Below are 24,242 nucleotides of genomic sequence, written 5' to 3' on the forward strand. Positions count from 1 at the left end.
GGCGTTCTCTTATACTACACGGCCATAATCCGTTAACCAACGGACGGTATCTGGTATAAACACTAACGTAAAATTGCGGTAATGAATGAACTTTGAGCAGGCTGCTAATTCGTTTTAGCGTGGCGATTGATTGTCATTGGATGTTCTTAGAAGGCATGGATGCAATTACTAATTCGTTTTAGCAATGCGCATACCTGTGAGCAAGATGGCGTTTATGCACCGGAACGTTGAACGCTGGTCACACACCCCCTGTAATGCTCAATCCGGTGCGCCCCCTCGCGAAAGCTACAGCGTGTATCCATCTATAGTTAGATGCTCGATTATCAATAATAAAATGTCATTTCGAACGAGGTACGAGGAGAAATCTTGGACGCCCTGCACCTCGAAAAGCCCGTTGGAATACAGGGCGTAAAAGATTTCTCCTCACCACCTCACGCGCTATCCACCGCTGGTTCGTTCGAAATGACATCTTCTTTTATAAACATATGTGTACAGACGGTAATTACGGCGATTGGCCGTTGATTATCCTGTGCGGACTACCTTTAGATCACTTTTTAACAAATTCATCTTTTTCCCTATATTTAATCCCAAACCCGCCCTACATGAAAAAGCTGATCTTGTTCATATTCCTTATCTCTCCGTTTTTTGCAAGTGCCCAAACTTTCAGGGTAAACATCGATCCTTCGCTTGGCGAAAGCAAGGAATTGGATGGCAGGCTGTTGCTCCTGCTCTCTAAAAACAACAAGGCCGAGCCCCGTTTCCAGGTGAGTGACGGTGCCGAATCGCAGCTGGTTTTTGGGATGGATATCAACGGGTGGCAGCCGGGCACCAGTCAGCTAATAGATGTGCAGGCTTACGGTTACCCGCTGGAGCGCTTGAAGGATGTGCCTGCCGGCGATTATTACGTGCAGGTGGTGTTACATAAATACGAAACATTTCATCTTAAAACCGGCCAAACCGTAAAGCTGCCGATGGATAGGGGCGAAGGACAGCACTGGAATATGGCGCCGGGCAATATTTATTCGGCCCCGGTCAAAATTCATTTCGACCCGGCTGCTTCAAACGAGTTAACGCTTAATATCAGCAAGGTTATCCCGCCTATTGAAGCGCCTAAGGATACCAAATACATCAAACACATCAAAATTCAAAGCAAGCTGCTTACCGAATTCTGGGGCAGGCCGATGTATCTTGGTGCAAACATATTGCTGCCCGCCGGTTTTGATGAGCACCCTAATGTGAAATATCCGCTGGCTATTTTCCATGGGCATTTCCCGGCCGACCTGGAAGGCTTCAGCACCACGCCGCCCGACCCGAATTTGAAGCCCGATACTTCGGCACGTTTCCATATCACAGGCTATAACAGGATAGTGCAGCAGGAGGCCTACGATTTTTATAAGCAATGGACAGGCCCTGCCTTCCCGCGGGTACTGGCCATCGAGATTCAGCATGCCAACCCGTATTATGACGATTCATATGCCGTAAACTCGGCCAATCTTGGTCCGTACGGCGATGCGATAACTTACGAATTGATCCCCGAGATTGAAAAGCAATTCAGGGGGATAGGTAAAGGCTGGGCCAGGTTTATGTACGGCGGATCGACAGGTGGCTGGGAAGTGCTGGCCGCGCAGGTTTTTTATCCCAACGAGTATAACGGCTGCTACGCCGCATGCCCCGACCCGGTAGATTTTCACCATTACATGACCATTAATCTTTATGGCGATAAAAACGCCTATTTCCTGTCGTCAGATTTTAAACAGACACCCCGCCCCGAAGAACGCGACTACCTGGGCCATGTAGGATCGACCATGAAAGAGGTTAACCAAAGCGAACTGGCCATAGGTACACGCAGCCGCAGTGGTGGTCAGTTTGATATCTGGGAAGCCGTATTTTCGCCCATGGATAAGGATGGTTACCCCAAACGCATCTACGATAAAAATACCGGCGCTATAGATACCTCGGTTGCTGCCTACTGGCGCGAGCACTTTGATCTTACGCACATCATCCAACGCGACTGGCCAAAAATTGGCAACAGTCTGAAAGGTAAAATTCACATCTACGTAGGCGATATGGACACCTACTACCTCAACAACGCCGTTTACACAGCCGAAGACGTGCTCAAAAAGCTCAATAATCCCAACTGCAACTGCGAAGTTGACTACGGCGACCGCGCCGAACACTGCTGGAACGGCGACCATACCCAACCCAACTACATCAGCCGCCTGCGCTACCACCAAATGTTCATCAAAAAATGGGCCGCCGAGATTAAAAACAGAGCACCAAAGGGAGCGGATTTGAAGAGCTGGAGGTATTAATGAAGGTGATGATAAATGCGTATGAAGGATCCTGATTTGAAAGCAAAGCTGGTGCCGGCGGCGGGTGAATAATAGTTTTTTGATGTAATGCTATGAAGCTGACGGAATTTTATTCAATATTGTAACCTGTTTTTCGTCGTCTTTGTGCGTATTCGTCGATAAAACTCAAAGAAAAGTAATAACACTCAACAAAATATATTAAAAATCAGTGTTCTAATCTACCGTCATTGCGAGGTACGAAGCAATCCTAAACAATGTGGGACTTAGCATGTAGGGGATTGCTTCGTACCTCGCAATGACGGTTATTTGATAGTCATAGTAAAACTAAAAAATGAAAACAACCGTACTCATATCCCGTCTGCTGCTTGGCTTTTTATACCTGGTGTTTGGCTTGGATTATTTTCTGCATTTTATACCGTACCAGCCATTACATACCGGTGCGGCGGGTGCATTTATTGCCGGGTTAAAGGGTACGGGGTACTTTTATCCTATCCAAAAAGTGATACAGATAACAGGCGGCTTATCGCTGCTTACCAACCGTTATGCGCCCTTTTCGGCAGTGGTACTGTTCCCTATCAGTTTAAATGTGTTGTTGTTTCATACCTTCCTGGTGCCATCGGGCTGGTTGATGGGTGTTTTCCTGGTAGCCCCAAACCTGCTTTTAGGCGTTGGGTATTGGAAGTATTATAAAGCAATGTTTGTTGCAAAAGCGGTGGTGTAACCGCTTAGTTAAAATATTTCATTAAATCGCTTCTAATCAGTAATCTCCATAGCAGGTAACAACTAAAAACACGAATCAATTGCTTGTTTGTATGCATCAAATACGCTAAATTCGTTCATGACCAATAATCGACGCAGTTTCATCAAACAGGCGGCCGTACTTACCGGCGCTTTTTCGGCTACAAGCCTGTTTAACCAGGCGCATGCTGCCGACTGGACTTCAGCATTAAACAGGGTAAGCCGTTTAACGCCGCAAGAGGTGGCGCAGGACGAGGATTTTTGGGGCGTCATCCAGCGGTCGTACTCGGTAAGCGCTAATATCATCAACCTGAACAATGGCGGTGTGTCGCCATCGCCAATTGTGGTGCAGCAGGCCGTGGAGCGCTACAACCAGCTTACCAACGAAGGTCCGTCGTATTTTATGTGGCGCATCCTTGACCAGGGGCGCGAGCCGTTGCGCGAAAAGCTTGCCTTGCTGGCCGGTACCTTGCCCGATGAAATTGCCGTAAACCGTAACGCTACCGAAGCCTTGAATACCATCATCTGCGGCTTGCCCCTGAAAAGCGGCGATGAAGTGATTGGCGCAAAGTTAGATTACCCGCACATGGTACAGGCTTATCGCCAGCGTGCCCTACGCGAGGGCATAGTATACAAACAACTTACCTTCGACTTTCCGATTGAGAATGACGAGCAGATTGTAAAGGCTTACCAGGATGCCATCACCTCCAAAACAAAACTGATACACGTTACACATATAGTAAACTACGTGGGCCAGATTATGCCCGTACGCAAAATTTGCGATATGGCGCATGCCCGGGGTATCGAGGTAATTGTAGACGGGGCCCATTCTTTTGGGCTGCTCGACTTCAAGATTCCCGATTTAAATTGCGATTACTTTGGCACCAGCCTGCATAAATTCCTGTCGGCACCTATTGGCAGCGGCATGATGTGGATTAAAAAAGAAAAAATAACTAAAGTGATGCCGCTCCTGTGTGATGATAACCCATTGGGCCCCGATATCCGCAAGTTTGAAAACCTGGGCACCCGCAGCTTCCCGATAGAGCAGGGGATAGGCGAGGCTATTAACTTTCAGCTGGCAATTGGCAGCAAACGTAAGGAAGATCGCATCCGTTATCTTAAAAATTACTGGGCTACCAAAGTACAGCACCTGCCCAAAGTTAAGCTGCATACCTCGTTAAAACCAGAATACTCCTGCGCTATCTGCGGCATATCTATTGATGGTATGACACCCGCGCAACTGGATGCCGCGTTATTTAGTCAATATAAAATTCACCAGGTATCCATTGTATTTGAAAATGTAAACTGCGTGCGCATAACACCGCACGTATACACCACCCTTGCCGACCTTGATAAGCTGGTAAAAGCAATTACAGAAATAGCCGGGAAGGCCACCTGATGTTAGGTTAATGATGATAGTCCTAAGTCGAAAGTTTTAAGTTCTGAGAGGCTGTTTAAAATCAAAACACAGATCGTCATTGCTTCGTGTCTTATAATGGTATAATTATAAGTTGTTGATTGTCAATATAATCCATCGTCATTGCGAGGAACGAAGCAATCCCCGACAAGCTAAGTCCCACATAGTTCAGGATTGCTTCGTACCTCGCAATGACGGTAGTTTAGAACATTCTTTTAACTACGTAACCCAGTACTACTTACTTACACAGCACTTGTTTTGGCTACAAAGGATGGTAAAAAAAAATCCGATTAACATTTGCTGTAGAAACTGTAACATTTGTGGCATTAAAAAAAAAGGCAATCGCATAGTTTTACGCTTTAAACCGTAATTCGGGGTTGCCAATAATTTAAATGTATCAAATGCCGGTTCCTAATGTGATGCGCGAAACAACGTCCCTGAATATGGGCGATTGTTTTTCGATATTTTCGAAAGTGAAGGAAAAGTTTGATTTTCCTTTACATTACCACAACGAATATGAGTTAAACCTGATCATAAATGCCAAAGGCGCCAAACGCATTATTGGCGATAGCATAGAAACTATTGACGATATCGAGCTGGTGTTTATTGGCCCAAACGTTTACCATGGGTGGTTTACGGGAGAATGTACCAGCGAGGCCATTAATGAGGTTACCATTCAGTTTCATACCGATTTATTTGATGAAAAGTTTTTACAACGTAACCAGTTGTTTTTTATTAAAAGCATGTTTGAAAACGCCCGGCGGGGCTTGGTTTTCTCGTATGAAACTACCCGCGATATCACCCGGCGTATATTAAACCTTAGCAATAAGGATGGCTTTAACTCGGTATTGGAGCTGCTTGCCATATTGCATACGCTATCTACATCCAAAAACAGGAGGATGCTATCTGATCCTGGCTTTTCGGACGAAAAATTCAGGTATACAAATGGGCGTGTTGATAAGGTTTTTGATTACATGAAAAACAATTTCGACAAGCGCTTAACGCTTGCCGAAGTAGCTACGGTTGCCAACATGCCCGAGGCCTCATTTTGCCGGTTCCTGAAAAAAAATACGGGCAAATCGTTTATTGAAAGCCTAAATGATATCAGGCTTGGTAATGCATCCCGTATGCTCATAAACACCACGCATTCCATCGCCGAAATTGCTTACCAGTGCGGCTTCAATAATATTTCAAACTTCAACCGGATATTTAAACGCCATAAGCTATGTGTCCCTAAAGAGTTCAGGAAGGCCTACACACTTGGCACCAGGGTAGGTTAACCTCTTTTTAATAATTAAAATATATTGATGTTAATATAACACTTATTACGTAATTTTATAAATCCCGTAAACCGGATTATTAAACCCCGCAATCGATTGTTGGTAATTACTAAATAATGAGTTTTAAAGTTTATATAACATTTATATTTCTTGTTTTTACCCATCAGTGGCTATCTGCCCAAAATCATTTATATAAATTTTCGCGGTTGGATATTACCGATGGCTTATCTGATAATCACGTCAATTGTATTTTTAAAGACGAAAAAGGGTTCATGTGGTTTGGCACAAACTCGGGGCTGAGCAGGTACGACGGGTTTAAATTTAAGGTTTTTAAGCACGAGGCCGATAATCCCAATTCGCTAAGTGAAAGCTTTGTTTCGCGCATCAGCGAAGGGCCTGATAAAAAGCTATGGATATTTACGCACAGCAATATCAGTATTTATGACCCCGCGACCGAGAACTTTGCTGTTAGCGTTGCCGATGAACTTCGACGGTATAAAATTATAACCAGCGATGTAACACTCATTCGAAAGGATAAAGACGGCGGCTTTTGGTTTATCACCAAAAATAAAGGCGTGTACAGGTATAACCCCGCTGATAGTTCCACATCGTTTTACTGCACATCCTCCTTTTCAAAAACCATTTTGCATTCAGATGCCATAATGGATGTGGCGGCCACAAAAAACAATGCTGTTTGGTTAATTTATAGCGATGGTATCATCGATTTGTTGGATACCCGGTTAAATAAAATCATCAAACGTTTTGATGGCCTTGCCAGGGCTAACTTATATAAGCAGGAATCGTACACGCTTGCCGTTGATAATAAAAACAACTTATGGATTTATTCGGCCGCAGGCCCTTTTGGTACCTACTGCTTCAATACCCAAAACTATTCACTTTTACATTTTAGCAAAGATACGCCCGATGGCCGGCTAAACTCCAATATTGTGAATACCATAATACAGGGCGATGATAACAAAATATGGATAGGTACCGATCATGGCGGCATCAATGTACTTGATATGGTAACCCATAAAGTAACCTACCTGGTAAATAAGGAGGACGACCCTCAATCCATCAGCGGTAACAGTGTTTTTTTATACAGGGATGATGCCGGCATTGTTTGGGCGGGCACTTTTAAGCAGGGCATAAGTTATTACCACAGCGCCATCATTCAATTTCCGGTTTACAGGCATTTGTTAACAGATAAAAACAGCCTGCCCTACGAGGATATTAATGCTTTTGCCGAAGACAGGAACGGTAATTTATGGATTGGGACAAATGGCGGCGGCCTTATTAATTTTAACCCGGAAACCAAAAAATATACCCAGTTCAAGCACGATGCGGCTAATCCTAACAGTTTATCAATTGATATTATCATAAGCTTATATGTTGACCATGAAAATAAACTTTGGATAGGCACCTATTTTGGCGGGCTGGATTGTTTTGATGGTAAAAAGTTTATTCATTACCGTCACAGCGATAAAGATAAAACCACCATTAGCGACGACCGGGTTTATACCATGATAGAGGATGCTTCACAGAATTTGTGGGCCGGCACCTTTGCCGGCGGACTGAACGTACTTGACCGTAAAAGCAACACTTTCCGCCATCCCGAGTATAAAATGGTATCTGACTACACTGCTTTTTTTTATAAGGACAGGCAGCAAAATATTTGGATAGGCCGCGATAAAGGTGTTGATGTAATAGAGCGCAAAACAAACCGGGTGCGGCATTACTACTATCAGCCTAAAAATCCGAACAGCCTTGCCGGCAGCGATGTAAATATAATAACCCAGGATAGCCGCGGATTGATGTGGATTGGCACAAAAAGCGGCTTAAGCATACTTAACGCCCAAACCAATACATTTTTAAATGTAGATAAGGGCATGGGCTGGCCGGTAAATAATGTATCGAACATTTTAGAAGATAACCAGGGCCGGATGTGGGTAAGCACTACCAACGGCCTTTCAAACATCAGTTTAACACCCGCAGGCGGGCAATATAAATTCCAGGTTGATAATTACAATGAAGCCGATGGCTTACAGGGGCGGGATTTTAACTTATATGCCGCAATAAAACTACGGAACGGGCAAATGGCATTTGGCGGCGCGCATGGGTTTAATTTATTTGACCCTGCAGTAATAAACACCCTTAAACCCAATCCCAAACTGGTATTTACCGATTTTAGGCTGTTTAACAAAAGCGTAGCCGCCGGCGATTCGATAAAGGGGAGGGTTGTGCTAAACAAAGCCATAGCAGAAACAGACTGGATAACCCTGAACCATAATGAAAATGTATTTGATATAGAGTTTGCTGCCAACGAGTATTTTTACCCCAATAAAATAAGTTACCAGTATACCCTTGAAGGCTTTGATAAAGGCTGGATCACTTTTCCGGCCAACAGCCATAGTGTTACCTACACCAATCTTGACGGTGGCGATTATACTTTTAAAGTGAGGGAATTGAATACAGGTAAAGAGATCTCGCTAAAAATTACTGTTCAGCCGCCTTTTTGGAAAACACCAATAGCATACATTGCTTACATGCTGCTTGCACTCGGGCTGTTGTTTTACATCAGGCACCGCGGTATAACCAAACTGGAGCGGCAATTTGAATTTAAACAGGCCGAGATAGAGGCTGAAAGAAAACTTGCCAGCCAGCGCGAAGAAGCGCAGCGCATGCACCAGCTTGATTTAATGAAGATTAAATTCTTCGTTAACATTAGTCACGAGTTTCGTACGCCACTGTCATTAATCCTGTCGCCCATTGATGATCTTATTAAGGTATCTGATAACCCCGATCAGCAACATCATTTAACCATGATTAAGCGCAACAGCAAGCGCTTGCTTAACCTGGTTAACCAGTTGATAGATTTCAGAAAAATGGAGCATAACGAATTGAAGTTGAGCTTAAATAAGGGCGATATTATTCAATTTATAAAAGAGGTTTCATCGTCATTTACGGATGTAGCCCATCAAAAGAAAATCCAATACCTGTTTGAAAGCGAGCTGCACTCATTTACCACCAAATTTGACCACGATAAAATAGAAAGGATACTGTTTAACCTGCTATCAAACGCGTTTAAGTTTACGCCGGCCGGCGGCAGCATCAGCGTAATTTTAAATACCCCGCAGGTTGCTAATTTGCCGGCCGATAAAAGGATGCTCGAAATCAGGGTAATTGATACAGGTATCGGGATTACGAAGGAAAACCAGGAGATGATTTTTGAACGGTTTTTCCAGGATAATATTCCCGAAAGCCTGCTAAACCAGGGCAGCGGAATTGGCTTATCAATTACAAAAGAGTTTATAAAGATACATGGCGGAACGATAAGGCTGGAAAGCGAACCCGAATATGGCAGTTGTTTTATTGTAAGTATACCATTTGAGGGCAAAACCGAGAAACTGACGCTTGCGCCTGCAATACAGGAAAATAACACGCTGCCAACGTTAAAAAACACCGAAGGTATACAGGGTTCAAACAAAAAACCAACGGTTTTATTAATTGAGGACGATGACGATATGCGTTTTTACCTGAAAGAAAACCTGAAAGATCATTTCCACATTATTGAGGCCGTAAATGGTAAAGAAGGCTGGCAAAAAGCGCTTGCCCTGCACCCCAAATTAATAGTGAGCGATGTAACCATGCCCGAAATGAATGGTTTTGAGTTATCGCGAAAGTTAAAGGGAGATAGCCGTACATCGCATATCCCCGTTATATTGCTAACCGCTATGGCCGGCGAAGATGATCAGCTGGTGGGTTTGGAGTGCGGCGCTAACGATTATATTGTTAAGCCATTTAACTCGGGCATCCTGCTATCCAAAATCAATAATTTATTGCTGATGCAGCAAACGTTTAAAGAAACCTATCAAAAGCAGGTTGATATTCAATCGCAGGATGTGGTGGTGGTATCTGAAGATGAAAAATTCCTGAAAAACGCGCTTGATTTTATTGAGCAAAATATCACCAAACCCAATTTCTCGGTAGAAGAGTTAGCCAGGCACCTGGCGCTGAGCAGGGTATCCCTTTATCGTAAATTATTAAGCCTTACCGGTAAAACGCCGGTTGATTGTATCCGCACCATCCGTTTGCAACGGGCAGTACAGTTGCTGGAGAAAAGCAAGCTAAGTATTGCCAATGTTGCTTACGAAGTTGGTTTTAACAATGCCGCCTATTTTGCAAAAGTGTTTAAAGAAGAGTTTGGTATGCTGCCATCTGAGTACATCGCCGAACTGAAGAATAAAGAGCATGAAGATATTTTGGCGTAGCAATAGCACAATTGATACCGGTAATTGATAAAATTGTTAATTTGCGCATCATGAGGATATTTACAACCCTATTGCTGGTAACATTATTTTTTAGTTTTTTGCTGACAGCAGTTGCGCAAACAAAGGCTATAAATAACCCGGTCGTTAAGGGCTATTATGCCGATCCTACTATAATTAAAGATAAAGGGCTTTTTTATATCTATGCCACTATTGATCCCTGGGGAGGCAACGAATTGGGTGTATTGGTGACCAAAGATTTTGTGACCTTTAAAACAGAACATATTAACTGGCCAACTAAACAAGCCTGTACAAGCCCCACCTCCAATAATTCCATGGTATGGGCGCCATCCATCCGCAAGGCAGCCAATGGCAAGTATTACCTGTACGTAGCAGTTGGCAGCGAGTTGTGGGTAGGGGTAAGCAGCCACCCCCTGGGCCCGTGGAAAAATGCAAAAGCCGACAATACGCCCCTGGTTGCAGGCAATAAATATCCAGGTGTTCATAATATCGATCCCGATTGCTTTATTGACCAGGATGGGCAGGCCTATTTATACTGGGGATCTGGCTTTAAATGGGTAAATGGCCATTGCATGGCCGTAAAGCTTAAAAAAGATATGGTCACTTTTGATGGCGAACCGAAGGACATTACCCCTCCCCATTACTTTGAAGCCCCGCATATGGTTAAGCGCGGCGGCTTGTATTACCTGATGTATTCATACGGTAAAGCCATTGATGCCACTTACCAGGTGCGCTATTCGGTAAGTAAAACGCCCTTTGGCCCGTGGACGGAGGGCCAGTATGATCCTATCCTGGCAACCACGCCCGATAGTACCACAATCGGTCCGGGCCATCACACCGTGTTTCAGCAAAACGGCCAGTATTATATTTTATACCACCGTATTCATCCCCAGAATAAAGAATATGTATTGCGCGAGCTTTGTTTAGATAGCCTGAACTTTGATAACCAAGGCAATATTTTGAAAATTAAGCCATCGGCGTTAAGCCGTTTTTAAAATTGCTCCGATTTTTTAAGTCGAAAGTCTTTAGCCCAAAGTGTTAAGAGCTGTTTAAATTTAATTTAAACTACCGTCATTGCGAGGTACGAAGCAATCCCCGATATACTAAACCCTATATAGTTCGGGATTGCTTCGTACCTTATAATGACATGGATGTAAGTTATTGATTATCAATTATGTTTTTATTCCCCTCTCGAGAGGGGGTGGGCTGGGAAGTGCGTTGGCAGGGGTGTGTTTTTCCGCGTTTCATTGCGCGTGCATAAACACACCCCTCCGCCCTCTCAAGAGGGGATTCGCACATTCCCCCGCTTTTTTTTAAAAGGGATTCGAGAAATATTGCGTCTACATTAACCCATTTGCAACCATGTCATTATTGTTTTTTCCAGCCTGAGCTGGTGGTTACTCGCAATGACGGTCTCTTTTTAATTAGACAGCTTTTAAGTTAAAAAGAGACCAGGTTTGAATAAATGGTATATCAGGTCTTTCTCCTTATTCTATCAAGTATTACGAAAGGGCTATGCGGACTCTGACCTTCCCCGGAAATCTACACTTATCTCCCAATCTGTTTTAATCCTGTTTTACCTCAAATTATAGTTATAACGCCTGTATCAAAAGTTGTATCGGTTTGGAGCTTATGGTATTTTTTTGACCATTAATACTCAGTATTCTGTTTATCTTATTGATAATCATTGCTTTAAATGCGTGTAACATTTGTTGTATCAATTTAAACATAAGTAGTACAATCGATTGTGCGGGTTGTATAGTTTTGGTATCAAGGTTCGGTGAAATTTTGCCGACACGAAAAAAGCCGAACCGCTTCAATCGCAAACCAATTTTCAAAATCTAATAATTAATGTATGAGAGGAAAACTACACATCAAAAAGTTTGTGGCTTTAATCTGGATCAACTTAGCACTTATGCTGGTAAGTATGTCTGGATATGCACAAAGCAAAATTACCGGTAAGGTAACCGGAGCCGATGACGGGCTGCCAATACCGGGAGTTACCGTTAAAGTAAAAGGCGGCCCCACCGTAACAAGTACCAATACCGAAGGTACTTATTCAATTACAGCAGGCAGCAATGCTACACTAATATTCAGCTTTATTGGCTACACCAGCCAGGAAGTAGCAGTTGGCGGCAACGCAACAGTAAACATAAAATTATCTCCCGAAAACAAGGCACTTAACGAAGTAGTTGTTGTGGGTTACGGTAGTGCCAAACGCAGCGATGTTACGGGTGCAATTAGCTCCGTTAACGCTGCAACTATAGCAAAGGTACCCGTTACATCGTTAGACCAGGCTTTACAAGGCCGTGCTGCCGGTGTACAGGTTACCAATAACGATGCTTCGCCGGGTAGTAACATTACAGTGTTAATACGTGGTACAGGTAGCCTGGCCAGTGGCGGTAACACACCGTTATATGTGGTAGACGGTTATCCAATAAATGCAGGTGGTATCAACAACATCAACCCAAGCGATATCGCATCTATAGATGTGTTGAAAGATGCTTCGGCAACAGCAATTTACGGTGTTAGGGCAGCTAATGGTGTGGTTATGGTAACCACCAAAAAAGGTAAAAAAGATGGTGGCGCGCAGGTTGAGTTTAATGCTTACAACGCGTTCCAGAGCAAGCCTAAACAGTACGATTTGTTAAACGCGCAGCAGTTTGCCACCCTGGCCAACGATGTAGCCGCAAATGACCCAAACAAACACTTTACAACATTGGCCAACTGGGCCAGCCCATCGTCGTTAACCAATGCCGATTGGCAAAATGCCATTTACCGTAGCGGTTTAACCCAAAACTATGATTTGGCTATCCGTGGTGGTAACGAAAAAGTACAATCCTCAACATCTATTGGTTATTATGATCAAAAGGGTATTGTGCTTGGCTCTTACTTCAAAAGGATCACCGTAGGTGAAAATTTAGATTATCAGCCAAAAAAATGGCTTAAATCTTCAACCAGTGCCAAATACTCTTACCAAAATTTAAATAACCCATTCGGTACCGGTAATTTAGGTAATATAAACCAGTTGCCACCAACACTTGACGGCGGTAATAAGTTAACCAGCCAGATAAAAGATGCTAATGGCAACTACGGTTTTTTTAACCCTATTTATACTTATGTGGCCAAAAATAACAACCCAATCTATTCAATCGAGACCAATCAGTATAAAAATATAAACAACTACTTTTTGGTTAACTCGTCATTAGAAGCTACTATTTTCGACGGCCTTAAATTTAAAACCAACGGCGGTATTACTTATACCGGCTACAACGGTTCTTACTTCCAGCCTTCAGATAGCCGTAAAATTGATCAGTATGGCGCTGCTGCCGGTGCATCGGGTACAGCTTTATATTCGCAGCATATCAACAGCACCTTCGACTGGTTGTGGGAAAATTACCTGTCGTACGATAAAACATTCGGCTCGCATACCATCAATTTTGTAGCGGGTGTATCTGAACAGGAAAGCGATTATAACAGTTTAGGTGGTAGTGTTACGCCGCCAAACAACACTATTAAAAGCTTAAGCCAGGGTACCAACCTTATATTGGATGCTAATACCAATGGTGCTGTTAACAACGGCGAAGTAAAACGTTCTTACGCTTCGCAGTTTGCAAGGTTGGCTTACAACTATGCAAGCAAATATTATTTAACAGGTACGGTTAGAAGAGACGGTTCATCGCAGTTTGCGCCAGGTCATCAGTATGGTACTTTTTATTCAGGCGCTGTAAACTGGAATGTTAAAAAAGAATCTTTTCTTACCAACGTTAACTGGCTTTCAGGTTTAAAATTCAGGGGAAGCTATGGCGAGCTGGGTAACCAGCACGGCATAGGCGACTTTACCTACCAATCATTATATTCTGCAGGCGCTTCTGCAACAGCCAGTGGTAACCTTGGTTATGCCTTTGGTAAAGTAGGTGGCTCAAACGGAACTTACCAGGCAGGTGTGGCTTCAATCCAACCAGAAAATGATAACATCAGGTGGGAAACTGACTACGTTACCGACATTGGTATGGACGCATCATTTTTAAATGGCGAATTGAGCCTTACCGTTGATTATTTTAACAGAAAATCAAAAGACTTCCTGTTAAACATTGCAGCATCGCCACAAACAGGTTATAATACATTACCTTCAAATGTGGGCTCGATGGTAAATAAGGGCTGGGAGTTTGCCCTTAATTATAATCACGCTGTAAATAGTGATGTACACATTGATTTAGGTTTAACGCTTTCATTCATTAAAAACAGACTTACGGGCTTATATTCTGGTACTAATGCAATCTCCAACTTTGGTGGCCTTGGATTAACAGGCGATGGCTGGAGTGAATTTACCAGGACTTATATAGGCCAGCCAATTGGCGAGTTTTATGGATACAAAGCAATCGGAATTATCCAGAACCAGGCTCAATTAACCGCTTTAAACGCGGCTGCACAAGCAAAAGGTAATGACTTTTATTACAAAGCTACCACCGGCGTAGGCGATAGGTTATATGCCGATGTTGATGGCAGCGGTAAAATAACAGCCGACGACAGGGTAGCCCTGGGCAGTCCGCAGCCTAAGTTTTTTGGCGGGTTTAACCTTGGCGGTTCGTACAAATCGTGGGATTTTAATGCTTACTTCTACGGAGTTTACGGTAACAAGATTTTGAACTACCAGGAAAGTAACCTGGAGAGCTTTGCGCAAAGAGGATCGGTAAGTATCGAAAACGTAAGCAAGCAGTATTACAATAACTATTGGACTCCTACACGCTCGTCAAACCGTTATGCCGCGGTACATTATGATGATACCGATTACGGTAACCTGTTACCATCAAGTGCCTGGATTGAAAATGGTAGTTTCCTGAAATTGAAAACTGTTACGGTTGGATACTCATTACCACAGGATTTGGTTAAGAAACTTACATTATCAAAAATAAGGGTATATGTTTCGTCTCAAAACCTGTTCACCATTACCAAGTACACTGGTCTTGATCCCGAAATTGGCACTCAAAACGCCAACCCAACCCAAAACGGTGTTGACAATGGTACTTATCCATCATCAAGGTTTTACACTATCGGCTTAAACGTAGTATTCTAACCAAGGACAAAAAAATTAATGATATGAAAATCAATAAAAAATATTTCACTATAGCGGCCTTGTGTGGGGCTATGCTGATCCCGCTCAGCTGTAAAAAGAATTTCTTAACACAAACCAATACAACAGCATCAAACGCTGATGCTACGTTTCAAAAATCGCAGGATGTAGTAGCGTTGGTAAACAGTATTTATGATGGTTACCAAAACAGCGATTTGCTGAAAAAATCAATCTGGTACTATGCCAATTTTACCAGCCATGACTGGTTTAATGATGGTGGCGATATAGCCTGGAACAACTATACCATCAGCCCGACTTTTGGGGCATTATATACCTTTTGGCAAAATGCCTATTTTGATATCATCAGGGCAAACTCGGCTTTAGAGATCATTGCTACCGCAAAAACAAAAGGCGTAGTTACCGCTGAATTGGGAAACCGTTTATTAGGCGAAGCCTACTTTTTAAGGGGGATGAGCTATTATTACCTGGCGGGTAGCTTTGGCGGTGTTCCGTTGGAGTTAAAATCAAACCCGAGCGGTTTGGCGCCAAGAAACACACAGGCCGAAGTATTTGCACAAGTGGTAGCCGATATGAAACAGGCTGAAACCTTGCTGCAATCAAAAACGGTATTACCGGCTACCGAAAAGGGCAGGGCTACCAAAGGTGCGGCTTATGCTTACGAGGGTTCAGCGCAAATGTGGTTAGGTAAATATACCGAGGCGCTTACCGCGTTTAACAATACCGAATTGACAGCCAATTACCATTTATTGCCAAACTTTATTGATGTACATGAATTTAGCAATCAAAATAACGACGAGTCGTTATTTGAAATTCAGTTCGATATCCAGGGCTCACAAAGCTGGGATGGCGGCTGGCAAAATGGTGGCGAAGTAGCATGGATTGATGACTTTAGCTGGCCACATGAGTTAAGCGGTTTTGGTTATGATTATGGTAACCCAGGTTTAGAATACTCATACCAAACAGGCGATTTGCGTAAAAATGCAACCATCATTGGTCCCGGCGATCAAAACATTAGCCCAGGCATTATTGCCAAATGGGGTGGTATAAAAGGTTACCAGGTGGTTATTGACGGTTTTAAAAACGGAACTAAAGATAACTCAGCTCAAAAATATGGCTCATTTGTTGGCGATGATGGCAACATCATTAACACCTGCGGTGCCTTAAGGCAGCCATGGTACGGCGATGACCTTACCCGGTCTGGCTACTATTGCGCAAAAAAATGGCGCGATCCAAACCTTACAGGCGCCAACGGTTCATCAACCATATTTGGTTCGCAAAATCAAATCCTGATGCGTTATGCCGAAGTTTTATTGTCAAGGGCAGAGTGTAAAGTGCGTACCGGCGATATTCCCGGTGCCATGGCCGATTTAAAATTGGTTAGAGACAGGGCTTTTGGCGGCACAGCACCGGCAGTTATGCAGGATGGACTTACTTATGATGGTAAACCAACATCGCCAATAACCGACCCATTGCAAATGGTATTAAGCGAGTACAGGCACGAATTAACCGGCGAGTATTCTTTATTTTACCTGTTGCGCAGGGCAGGCCCGGGTGTGGCTACTGCCTTTATTCAAAAAAACTACGGTACCGATGCTACAGTAACACCTCAGCCTTATCCTTACGGCCCAACTGCCGATGGAAAACTGCATGGCGTTTGGCGCACAACGCTACCTGCAAACCACGACATATTACCTATACCGCAAACCGCTATAGGGCTTAACCCTAACCTGAAACAAAACCCAGGTTATTAATAAAAGGGTTATATAAATTAAAATGAAATAAGTTTAGTTATATAATTGGTTCACTTGTTTTGGCTTTCTCCTTCGGGAGAAAGCCTTTTTAAATTCTGAGAAGAGCATGACGTAGCCGAGCGGCGGCGACTCACCCCGACGAGGCTCCGCCCATCTGCCCCTCCGACTGCGTCGCATAGAGGGGCGAGAAAGGAAGAGGAAAATAAAAAGGAAAAAATATTAAAACCCTCTTTGCGGCGCAGCCGGAGAGAGGGTCGGCCAGCGCAGCGTTGCCGGGGTGAGTTGGTGGCCAGCGTTCAAACAAGCATTTAATTTAAACGTCATGGTTAAGCACCAGTCATCTGTGAAATATTCTATCGGCTATACATGTCGGTAAGCTAACATGAAGAAAATACTAATAGTAACAAGCATATTAATTACCCTGCTGGCAGTCATTTACTTCCAGTTTAGGAGTAATAATGCCTATGCCGATCCCCGCGGCCCCTTATACGCCGGTTCAAAAGCCTGCGTCAAATGTCATGGTAAGCTTTATGATTCGTACCTGCATACTGCACATTATATAGCGTCAATCCCTGCATCGGCAAATACGGTACATGGTAGTTTTGCAGCAGGCTTTAACGTGTTTAACATCGGCCAAAATCAAAAAATAGTGATGGAGAAACGCGATAGCGGCTTATACCAAACCCTTTACCAGGATGGCAAGGTTAAGCAAAGCAACCGTTTTGATATTGTTTTTGGCGGGGTAAAAGGTGAAAGTTATTTATACTGGAAAAACAACCGGCTTTACCAGCTGCCGTTATCTTATTACAATAAACAGGAGCAATGGTCAACCAGTCCTGGCTATCAGTTTAATTTTGTCAACTACCGGTCAATAGGGAAGCGTTGCCTGGAATGCCATGTTTCGTATGTTGATGAGTTGCCCCAGGAAAAGCAGCAGTTAAGCCGCGATGAGCAATTTGACAAAAGCACCATGGTATATGGTATTGATTGTGAACGCTGCCATGGCCCCGGCGCACAACACGTGGATTTTCAGGCTAACAATCCCGGTGTTAAAACGGCAAAATTTATAGCCCGTTACGCAAATTTAAGCAGGGAGCAAAGGATGGATATGTGCGCGGTATGTCATTCGGGTATCCATACAGCATTGTTAAAAACAACATTCGGTTTTATGCCCGGCGATACCTTTGCCAGATATAAACTTCCCGAATTTCAGCGTACGTTGGATACCAGTCATTTAGATGTGCATGGTAAGCAGTTGCAGCTATTACAAAGCAGCAAGTGCTACATGAACAGTACCATGGATTGCGCAACCTGCCACGATACACACCAGAATACCCGTGGCAACGATGTTTTGTATACCCAAAAATGCCTCAGCTGCCATAATAAACCCAATCATATTTATTGCAAAATGACAGATAAGCTGAGCGCGGGTGTGCTTAAAGATAAATGCATTAGCTGCCACATGCCCGAATTAACTACAAATGTAATATCTGTGCAAACAGCCGATAAGGCCCCGCCTGTAAGGTTTTTTGTACACACGCATCATATAGCCATATATCCGCAGGAGGTTAAAAAAATAATTGCATTTGTTAACAAATAATTGAATATCCCCATATGAATAAGATCTATTTCCCGGTGCTGCTTTTATTATCGTTATGCCTGCTTTCCTGCAAAAAGCATACGTTGTTTCAGCAAATTTCTTCGTCGCATTCGGGCATTCACTTTAATAACCAGATTATAGAAACCGATACCATTAACCCCATCGACCTCACCAATATTTATAACGGTGGCGGGGTAGGCGTAGGCGATTTTAATAATGATGGCCTGCAGGACCTTTACTTTACCGGCAACCTGGTATCAAACCGGCTTTATCTGAATAAAGGCGATTTTAAATTCGAGGATATTACGGATGTAGCCGGGGTAAGCGGCATGGGCCGCTGGGGCAGGGGCGTTGCCGTGGTTGATATCAATAATGATGGCCTGATGGATATTTACGTATGTAATACCATTTACCCCGATTCGCTGCGCCGCAAAAATATCTTATACATTAACCAGGGGCTTGATAAGGATGGCATTCCTCATTTTAAGGATGAAGCCAAAGCCTATGGCCTGGAGCTGACCAAACAATCAACCATGGCCAGCTTTTTTGATTATGATAACGACGGCGACCTGGATATGTACCTTACGGTTAATACCGCGTCATCTGCCTATTACCCCAATGTTTTTGGCAAAGCCACCCGCACCAGCAATAGCAGTACCGGGCAACTGTACCGTAACGATTGGGACGAAAAGCTGCACCATGCCGTTTTTCATAATGTATCTGCCCAGGCCGGCATCAATTTAGATGGTTTTGGCCACGCAGCCACCACGGTTGATATTAACGGCGACGGCTGGAAGGATATTTATGTATCTGACGATTTTGTATCCAGCAATATCCTGTACATCAACAACCACGATGGTACGTTTACAGATCGGTCCAAAGAGTATTTTAAACATACATCCTACAACGCCATGGGGCAGGATATTGTAGATATTAACAACGATGGCCTGGCCGATGTGATAGAGCTGGACATGAACCCCGAGGATAATTACCGTAAAAAAATGATCCTGGGCGCCAACAGCTACCAAACCTTCCAGCTTTTTGATATGTTTAAAACGCAGTATCAATACGTGCGCAATACACTGCAAGTTAACCAGGGCCCGCGTTTGGGACAAAACGGAGCCATTGGCAGCCCGGCATTCAGCGAAGTAGGTTTCATGAGCGGCATATCCCAAACCGACTGGAGCTGGACACCCCTGGTAACCGATTTTAACAACGATGGCTTCCGCGATGTAATAGTAACCAACGGTTTCCCCAAGGATGTATCCGACCGTGATTTTATGACCTACCGCAGCCAGGCCTACGCAGCCGTGCCCAAGAAAAAGGTGCTGGAGCAAATTCCCCAGATCAAGATCCCTAATTATGCTTTTCAAAACAATGGCAATCTTACTTTTCATGATGTCAGCAAAAGCTGGGGACTGAACACACCATCGTTTTCAAACGGTGCAGTTTACGTCGACCTGGATAATGATGGCACGATGGATATGGTGGTGAACAATATCAACGACGAAGCATCGGTATACCGCAACACTTCACGGGATGATAAAACCAAGCTGGATAGTACGCATTACCTGCAGATAGCCTTTAAAGGCGACAAAAATAATATCAACGGACTGGGTGCACTGGCCGAAATTTTTTACGATAAAGGCAAACACCAGGTTTATGAACACGACCCGTACCGGGGATACCTGTCATCGATGCAGGCCATAGCTCACTTTGGATTGGGAACTATTAACAAGTTAGATTCGGTAGTGGTAAAATGGCCGGGTGGCAAAAAACAAGTGTTGCGCGATGTGAAGACTGATCAAAAGCTGAACGTAAATATTGCCGATGCGAGGGATAATTATCCATCCACAATGCCCCAATTTTATACCAAATCGCTGTTTAAAGAGGTAACAGACTCCCTGGGAATAGGTTACGTAAGCAAGGATGCAACCTTCATCGACTTTAATATTCAAAAATTGCTACCCCACAAACTATCAGAATATTGCCCGGCTTTGGCCGTTGGTGATGTAGACAATAACGGGTTGGACGATGTGGTGATCGGCGGCAACTCCAACTTTCCGGCGCAGGTGTTTTTGCAGCAGGCCAATGGCAAATTCATCCAGCGCGACCTGGTTAAAAATAATCCGGCACAAAGCCAGGGTAAATACAAAGATGGCGGTTTGCTTTTGTTCGACGCTAATGGCGATGGCAAGCTGGATTTATACGCGGCAGGCGCCGGGTACGAAACCGCAGCCAACGGCCCAGAATACCAGGACAGGCTTTATTTAAATGATGGCAAAGGCAATTTTACCTTAGCTACCGATGCTTTGCCCACAAACTTTACCAGCAAACTGTGCGTACGCGCCTGCGATTATAATAAAGATGGTAAGCTTGATCTGTTTGTATCGGGCAGGGTTGAGCCATGGAAATACCCGCAGCCGGTATCAAGTATGATATTGAGGAACGATAGCCAAAACGGGCACATTAAATTTACCGATGTTACCGCCCAGGTAGCCCCGGCATTAAAAAATGCGGGCCTTATTTGCGATGCCTTATTCACCGACTTTGACAACGACGGCTGGCCCGACCTGGTCATGGCAGGCGAATGGATGCCCATTACGTTCCTGAAAAATGACCATGGAAAATTTGTGAACATCACCGCTAAATCGGGCGTTGCCGACAAGCTGGGTATGTGGAACACCATAACCGGCGGCGATTTCAGGCATACTGGTCGTACCGATTACATTGTGGGCAACCTTGGCCAAAACAGCCTGCTGCAGGCCAGCGACCAATACCCCATTTACATCACCGCCAAAAACTTCGACGGCAGCGGGTATAGCACCATCCCATCGGTGTTTTTCCCGGATGTAAATGGCGAAAAGAAAGAGTTTCCATTGCACGGGAGGGAAGACCAGCTGAAACAAATGATCAGCCTGAAAAAGAAATATACCAACTATAAATCATTTGCTACTGCCACCCTGCAGGATATGCTCACGCCCGAACAACTGAACGGCGCTTTAAGGCTTAAAGCCAACCTGCTTAAATCATGTTACCTGCGCAACGATGGCAACGGCAAATTTACGCTGATACCGCTACCAATAGAAGCCCAGGTATCCATACTCAACGGTATGCAAACCGGCGATTTTGACGGCGATGGCAACCTGGATGTTATCATGAACGGCAATGATTATGGTAGCGATGCATCCGTAGGTCGCTACGATGCCTTAAATGGTTTGATGTTGAAAGGCGATGGCAAAGGCGGCTTTAAACCGCTGAGTATTTTGCAAAGCGGCATTTACATTCCCGGCAACGGCAAAGCCCTGGTGCAGTTTCCCGATAAAAATAACCATGTGCTTTTAGCTGCCAGCCAGAACAAGGATAGCCTGAAAGTTTTTAAACAAAATACAAAGGTTAAAACCATGGCGGTACAGGAGCGGGATGCTTATGCTATCATCAAATACGCTGATGGCAGGGTAACTAAGCAGGAGTTTTACTACGGCAGCTCGTTCCTTTCGCAATCCGCAAGGTTTATGCAGGTTGATGATGGAATGAAGAGTGTGGTTGTTTTTGATGATAGGGGGAATAAGAGGGTAGTGAAATAGGGGGCATCAGCTAACATAGTTTTCAAATTACACCCAATGTCATTTCGAATCCCTTGAAGGATGAGGAAGTGCGGGGAAAGGGTGAGAAATCTTGTACGCCTTGCATTCCGACGGCTTATCGTGATGCAAGTCGTATAGGATTTCTCCTCGTACCTCGTTCGAAATGACAACGGGTTAATGCTTTTAGAAATCGGGAAAGGATAGTAGCTTCTACTTAATTCTTATCAAATAACTTATTCAAATATTATCCGCAATCGATTGTTAATTTATTAAATTGCACGGTATAAGGCTTAACCATCTTATGCCACATAAACCAAATTATAATTTTAAATAAAATGTATTGTATCAAGTATCCGCCTATAACCTTTAGCAGTAAAAAGCTGGTTATGTTGTTGGGCTGCCTGTTGGGTTGCCATCAATTAATGGCACAAAGCACGGTGCCCTTAACCGATCTTTCGGCCTTCCAGGAGCCATCATCAAATTGGAAATTGGCTGCCGGCGCAAAGGCCGACCTGGATAAAGACGAAGTTTTAACAACCAAAGATGGCACCGGCATATTGGTTAACCTGCCCGGTAAAAATGGCGCTAAAGACCTGTATACCAAAGCCACCTATGGCGATATGGACCTGGAGCTGGATTATATGATGGCCAAAGGATCAAACTCGGGCATCTATTTACAGGGCCGGTACGAAATTCAGTTACTGGATAGCTGGGGTAAAGTTAATCCCCAATCGGGCGACAACGGGGGCATTTACGAACGTTGGGACGATAGCAAGCCCGACGGCCAGCAAGGCTATGATGGCCACGCGCCAAGGCAAAATGCCAGCAGGGCTCCTGGCTTATGGCAGCACATGCGTATCTCGTTCCAGGCTCCGCGCTTTGATGCACAGGGCAAAAAGATAAGTAACGCCAAAGTAATTTACGTTTGGTTAAACGGTGTTTTGATACAGGATAATGCAGAACTGGCAGGCCCAACCCGCGGTGCGATGGACAGTAAAGAAACAACCGCCGGCCCGCTGCGTATCCAGGGCGATCATGGTGCGGTAGCTTTCCGGAATATCAGCATTACCAGTTTTGATAAAGCGCCACCTGTTTTATCTAACCTGAAATATGCGGTTTATAAAGGTGCAGCCATCGCAATAAATGACACTAAAGCTAAGGCGGTGGCCGAAGGAAATTCGACCATATTATCATCCAACGTAGGCACGCTAACCAACGATTTTGCGTTACACTACACCGGGACGATAAAGGTTACCGAGGCGGGGCTGTATACTTTTAAACTAAGTGTACCGGGCGGTAACGGCTCCTTGCGTATTGGCGGCATTGATGCTATTGCATCGGCCAATAACCGCGGCGAAGGTAAAATCCAGTTACAACCGGGCAATCTGGCTTTTGATCTGATTTATTCCAAAACTATCGTTTGGGCCAAGCCTGCTTTAGGCTTAACCGTTTCAGGCCCCGGCATCCGCGAATATTTGCTGACCGATGCCAATGTAAGTAATAACGATCCGGTTGATCCTATCCTTATTAATGCAACGTCCAACACCATTTTGCGCAGCTTTTCTGATCTGCCGGGCGGCATCCGCGTTACCCATGGCGTAAATGTGGGCAGTGCCGAACAGGTACATTACACTTACGACCTGGACAAAGGGATGATAGTACAGATATGGCGTGGTGGCTTTTTAGATGCCACCCCCATGTGGCACGATAGGGGCGATGGCTCATCGCGCGTAGCGGGTTCGGTACAATACCTGGGCAAACCTGTACCTGGGATTGAAAAACTGGCCAATGCACAGGCTTCCTGGGCGGCAGATACCGCCGGCACAGGCTACCGGCCTAAAGGTTATGTGTTGAACGCTAACGACCAGCCCACCTTCAGGTACATCATTTACGGATCGATGGTAAATGATGCCAGTACGGTTATAGATGGCGGCCACGGCATTCACCGCGAAATTACTTTGCAAAACCCGGCTGATGGCTTGTTTGCCCACCTGGCTACCGGCAGCAACATTGAAGATGCGGGTAACGGATTATATATCGTTGATGACAAATCTTACTATATCAAAATAGAAGATGCGGCAGGGGCCAAACCTATCCTTAGGGATGCGGGCGGTAAACAGGAGCTCATTATCCCCATCAAAGGAAAATTAACCTATTCAATTATCTTTTAAGC

General features: G+C 44.3%; 11 protein-coding genes. All 11 read left to right on the forward strand.

What is annotated here, in order from left to right:
* The first annotated feature begins 602 nt into the window (after positions 1-602).
* The 11 genes from FSB76_RS26210 to FSB76_RS26260 all read left to right on the forward strand — a co-directional run bounded on the left by FSB76_RS26210 (position 603) and on the right by FSB76_RS26260 (position 24,240).
* Positions 603-2,312, forward strand: coding sequence for a hypothetical protein (locus FSB76_RS26210; protein ID WP_147058700.1), 1,710 nt, complete (start codon positions 603-605; stop codon positions 2,310-2,312).
* Between the two features lie 331 nt (positions 2,313-2,643).
* Positions 2,644-3,033 carry an acyltransferase gene (locus tag FSB76_RS26215; protein ID WP_147058702.1) on the forward strand — a complete coding sequence of 130 codons (390 nt, stop codon included), beginning with the start codon at positions 2,644-2,646 and terminating at the stop codon, positions 3,031-3,033.
* Between the two features lie 117 nt (positions 3,034-3,150).
* Positions 3,151-4,449, forward strand: coding sequence for an aminotransferase class V-fold PLP-dependent enzyme (locus FSB76_RS26220; RefSeq protein WP_147058704.1), 1,299 nt, complete (start codon positions 3,151-3,153; stop codon positions 4,447-4,449).
* A 419-nt stretch (positions 4,450-4,868) separates the two neighbouring features.
* A complete protein-coding gene (locus FSB76_RS26225; protein WP_147058705.1) occupies positions 4,869-5,747 on the forward strand; it encodes an AraC family transcriptional regulator in 879 nt (292 codons plus the stop codon).
* A gap of 116 nt (positions 5,748-5,863) precedes the next feature.
* Entirely contained in the window at positions 5,864-10,018 is a 4,155-nt protein-coding gene (locus FSB76_RS26230) for a hybrid sensor histidine kinase/response regulator transcription factor (RefSeq protein WP_147058707.1), read from the forward strand.
* A 50-nt stretch (positions 10,019-10,068) separates the two neighbouring features.
* Positions 10,069-11,031 carry a family 43 glycosylhydrolase gene (locus FSB76_RS26235; RefSeq protein ID WP_147058709.1) on the forward strand — a complete coding sequence of 321 codons (963 nt, stop codon included), beginning with the start codon at positions 10,069-10,071 and terminating at the stop codon, positions 11,029-11,031.
* 860 nt (positions 11,032-11,891) lie between these two features.
* Complete coding sequence (locus FSB76_RS26240; protein ID WP_147058716.1) at positions 11,892-15,113, forward strand: SusC/RagA family TonB-linked outer membrane protein; 3,222 nt, start codon at positions 11,892-11,894, stop codon at positions 15,111-15,113.
* A gap of 23 nt (positions 15,114-15,136) precedes the next feature.
* Complete coding sequence (locus FSB76_RS26245; protein ID WP_147058718.1) at positions 15,137-16,882, forward strand: RagB/SusD family nutrient uptake outer membrane protein; 1,746 nt, start codon at positions 15,137-15,139, stop codon at positions 16,880-16,882.
* Positions 16,883-17,264: 382 nt separating this feature from the next.
* Positions 17,265-18,482: a multiheme c-type cytochrome gene (locus FSB76_RS26250; protein ID WP_147058720.1), complete on the forward strand. Its 1,218-nt coding sequence runs from the start codon at positions 17,265-17,267 to the stop codon at positions 18,480-18,482.
* Positions 18,483-18,496: 14 nt separating this feature from the next.
* Positions 18,497-22,069, forward strand: a complete 3,573-nt coding sequence (locus tag FSB76_RS26255; RefSeq protein ID WP_147058722.1) for a VCBS repeat-containing protein — start codon at positions 18,497-18,499, stop codon at positions 22,067-22,069.
* Between the two features lie 335 nt (positions 22,070-22,404).
* Positions 22,405-24,240: a 3-keto-disaccharide hydrolase gene (locus tag FSB76_RS26260; RefSeq protein WP_147058724.1), complete on the forward strand. Its 1,836-nt coding sequence runs from the start codon at positions 22,405-22,407 to the stop codon at positions 24,238-24,240.
* The last annotated feature ends 2 nt before the right edge of the window (positions 24,241-24,242 follow it).

Origin of the sequence: Mucilaginibacter ginsenosidivorax (assembly GCF_007971525.1) — a bacterium.
Lineage (GTDB): Bacteria > Bacteroidota > Bacteroidia > Sphingobacteriales > Sphingobacteriaceae > Mucilaginibacter > Mucilaginibacter ginsenosidivorax.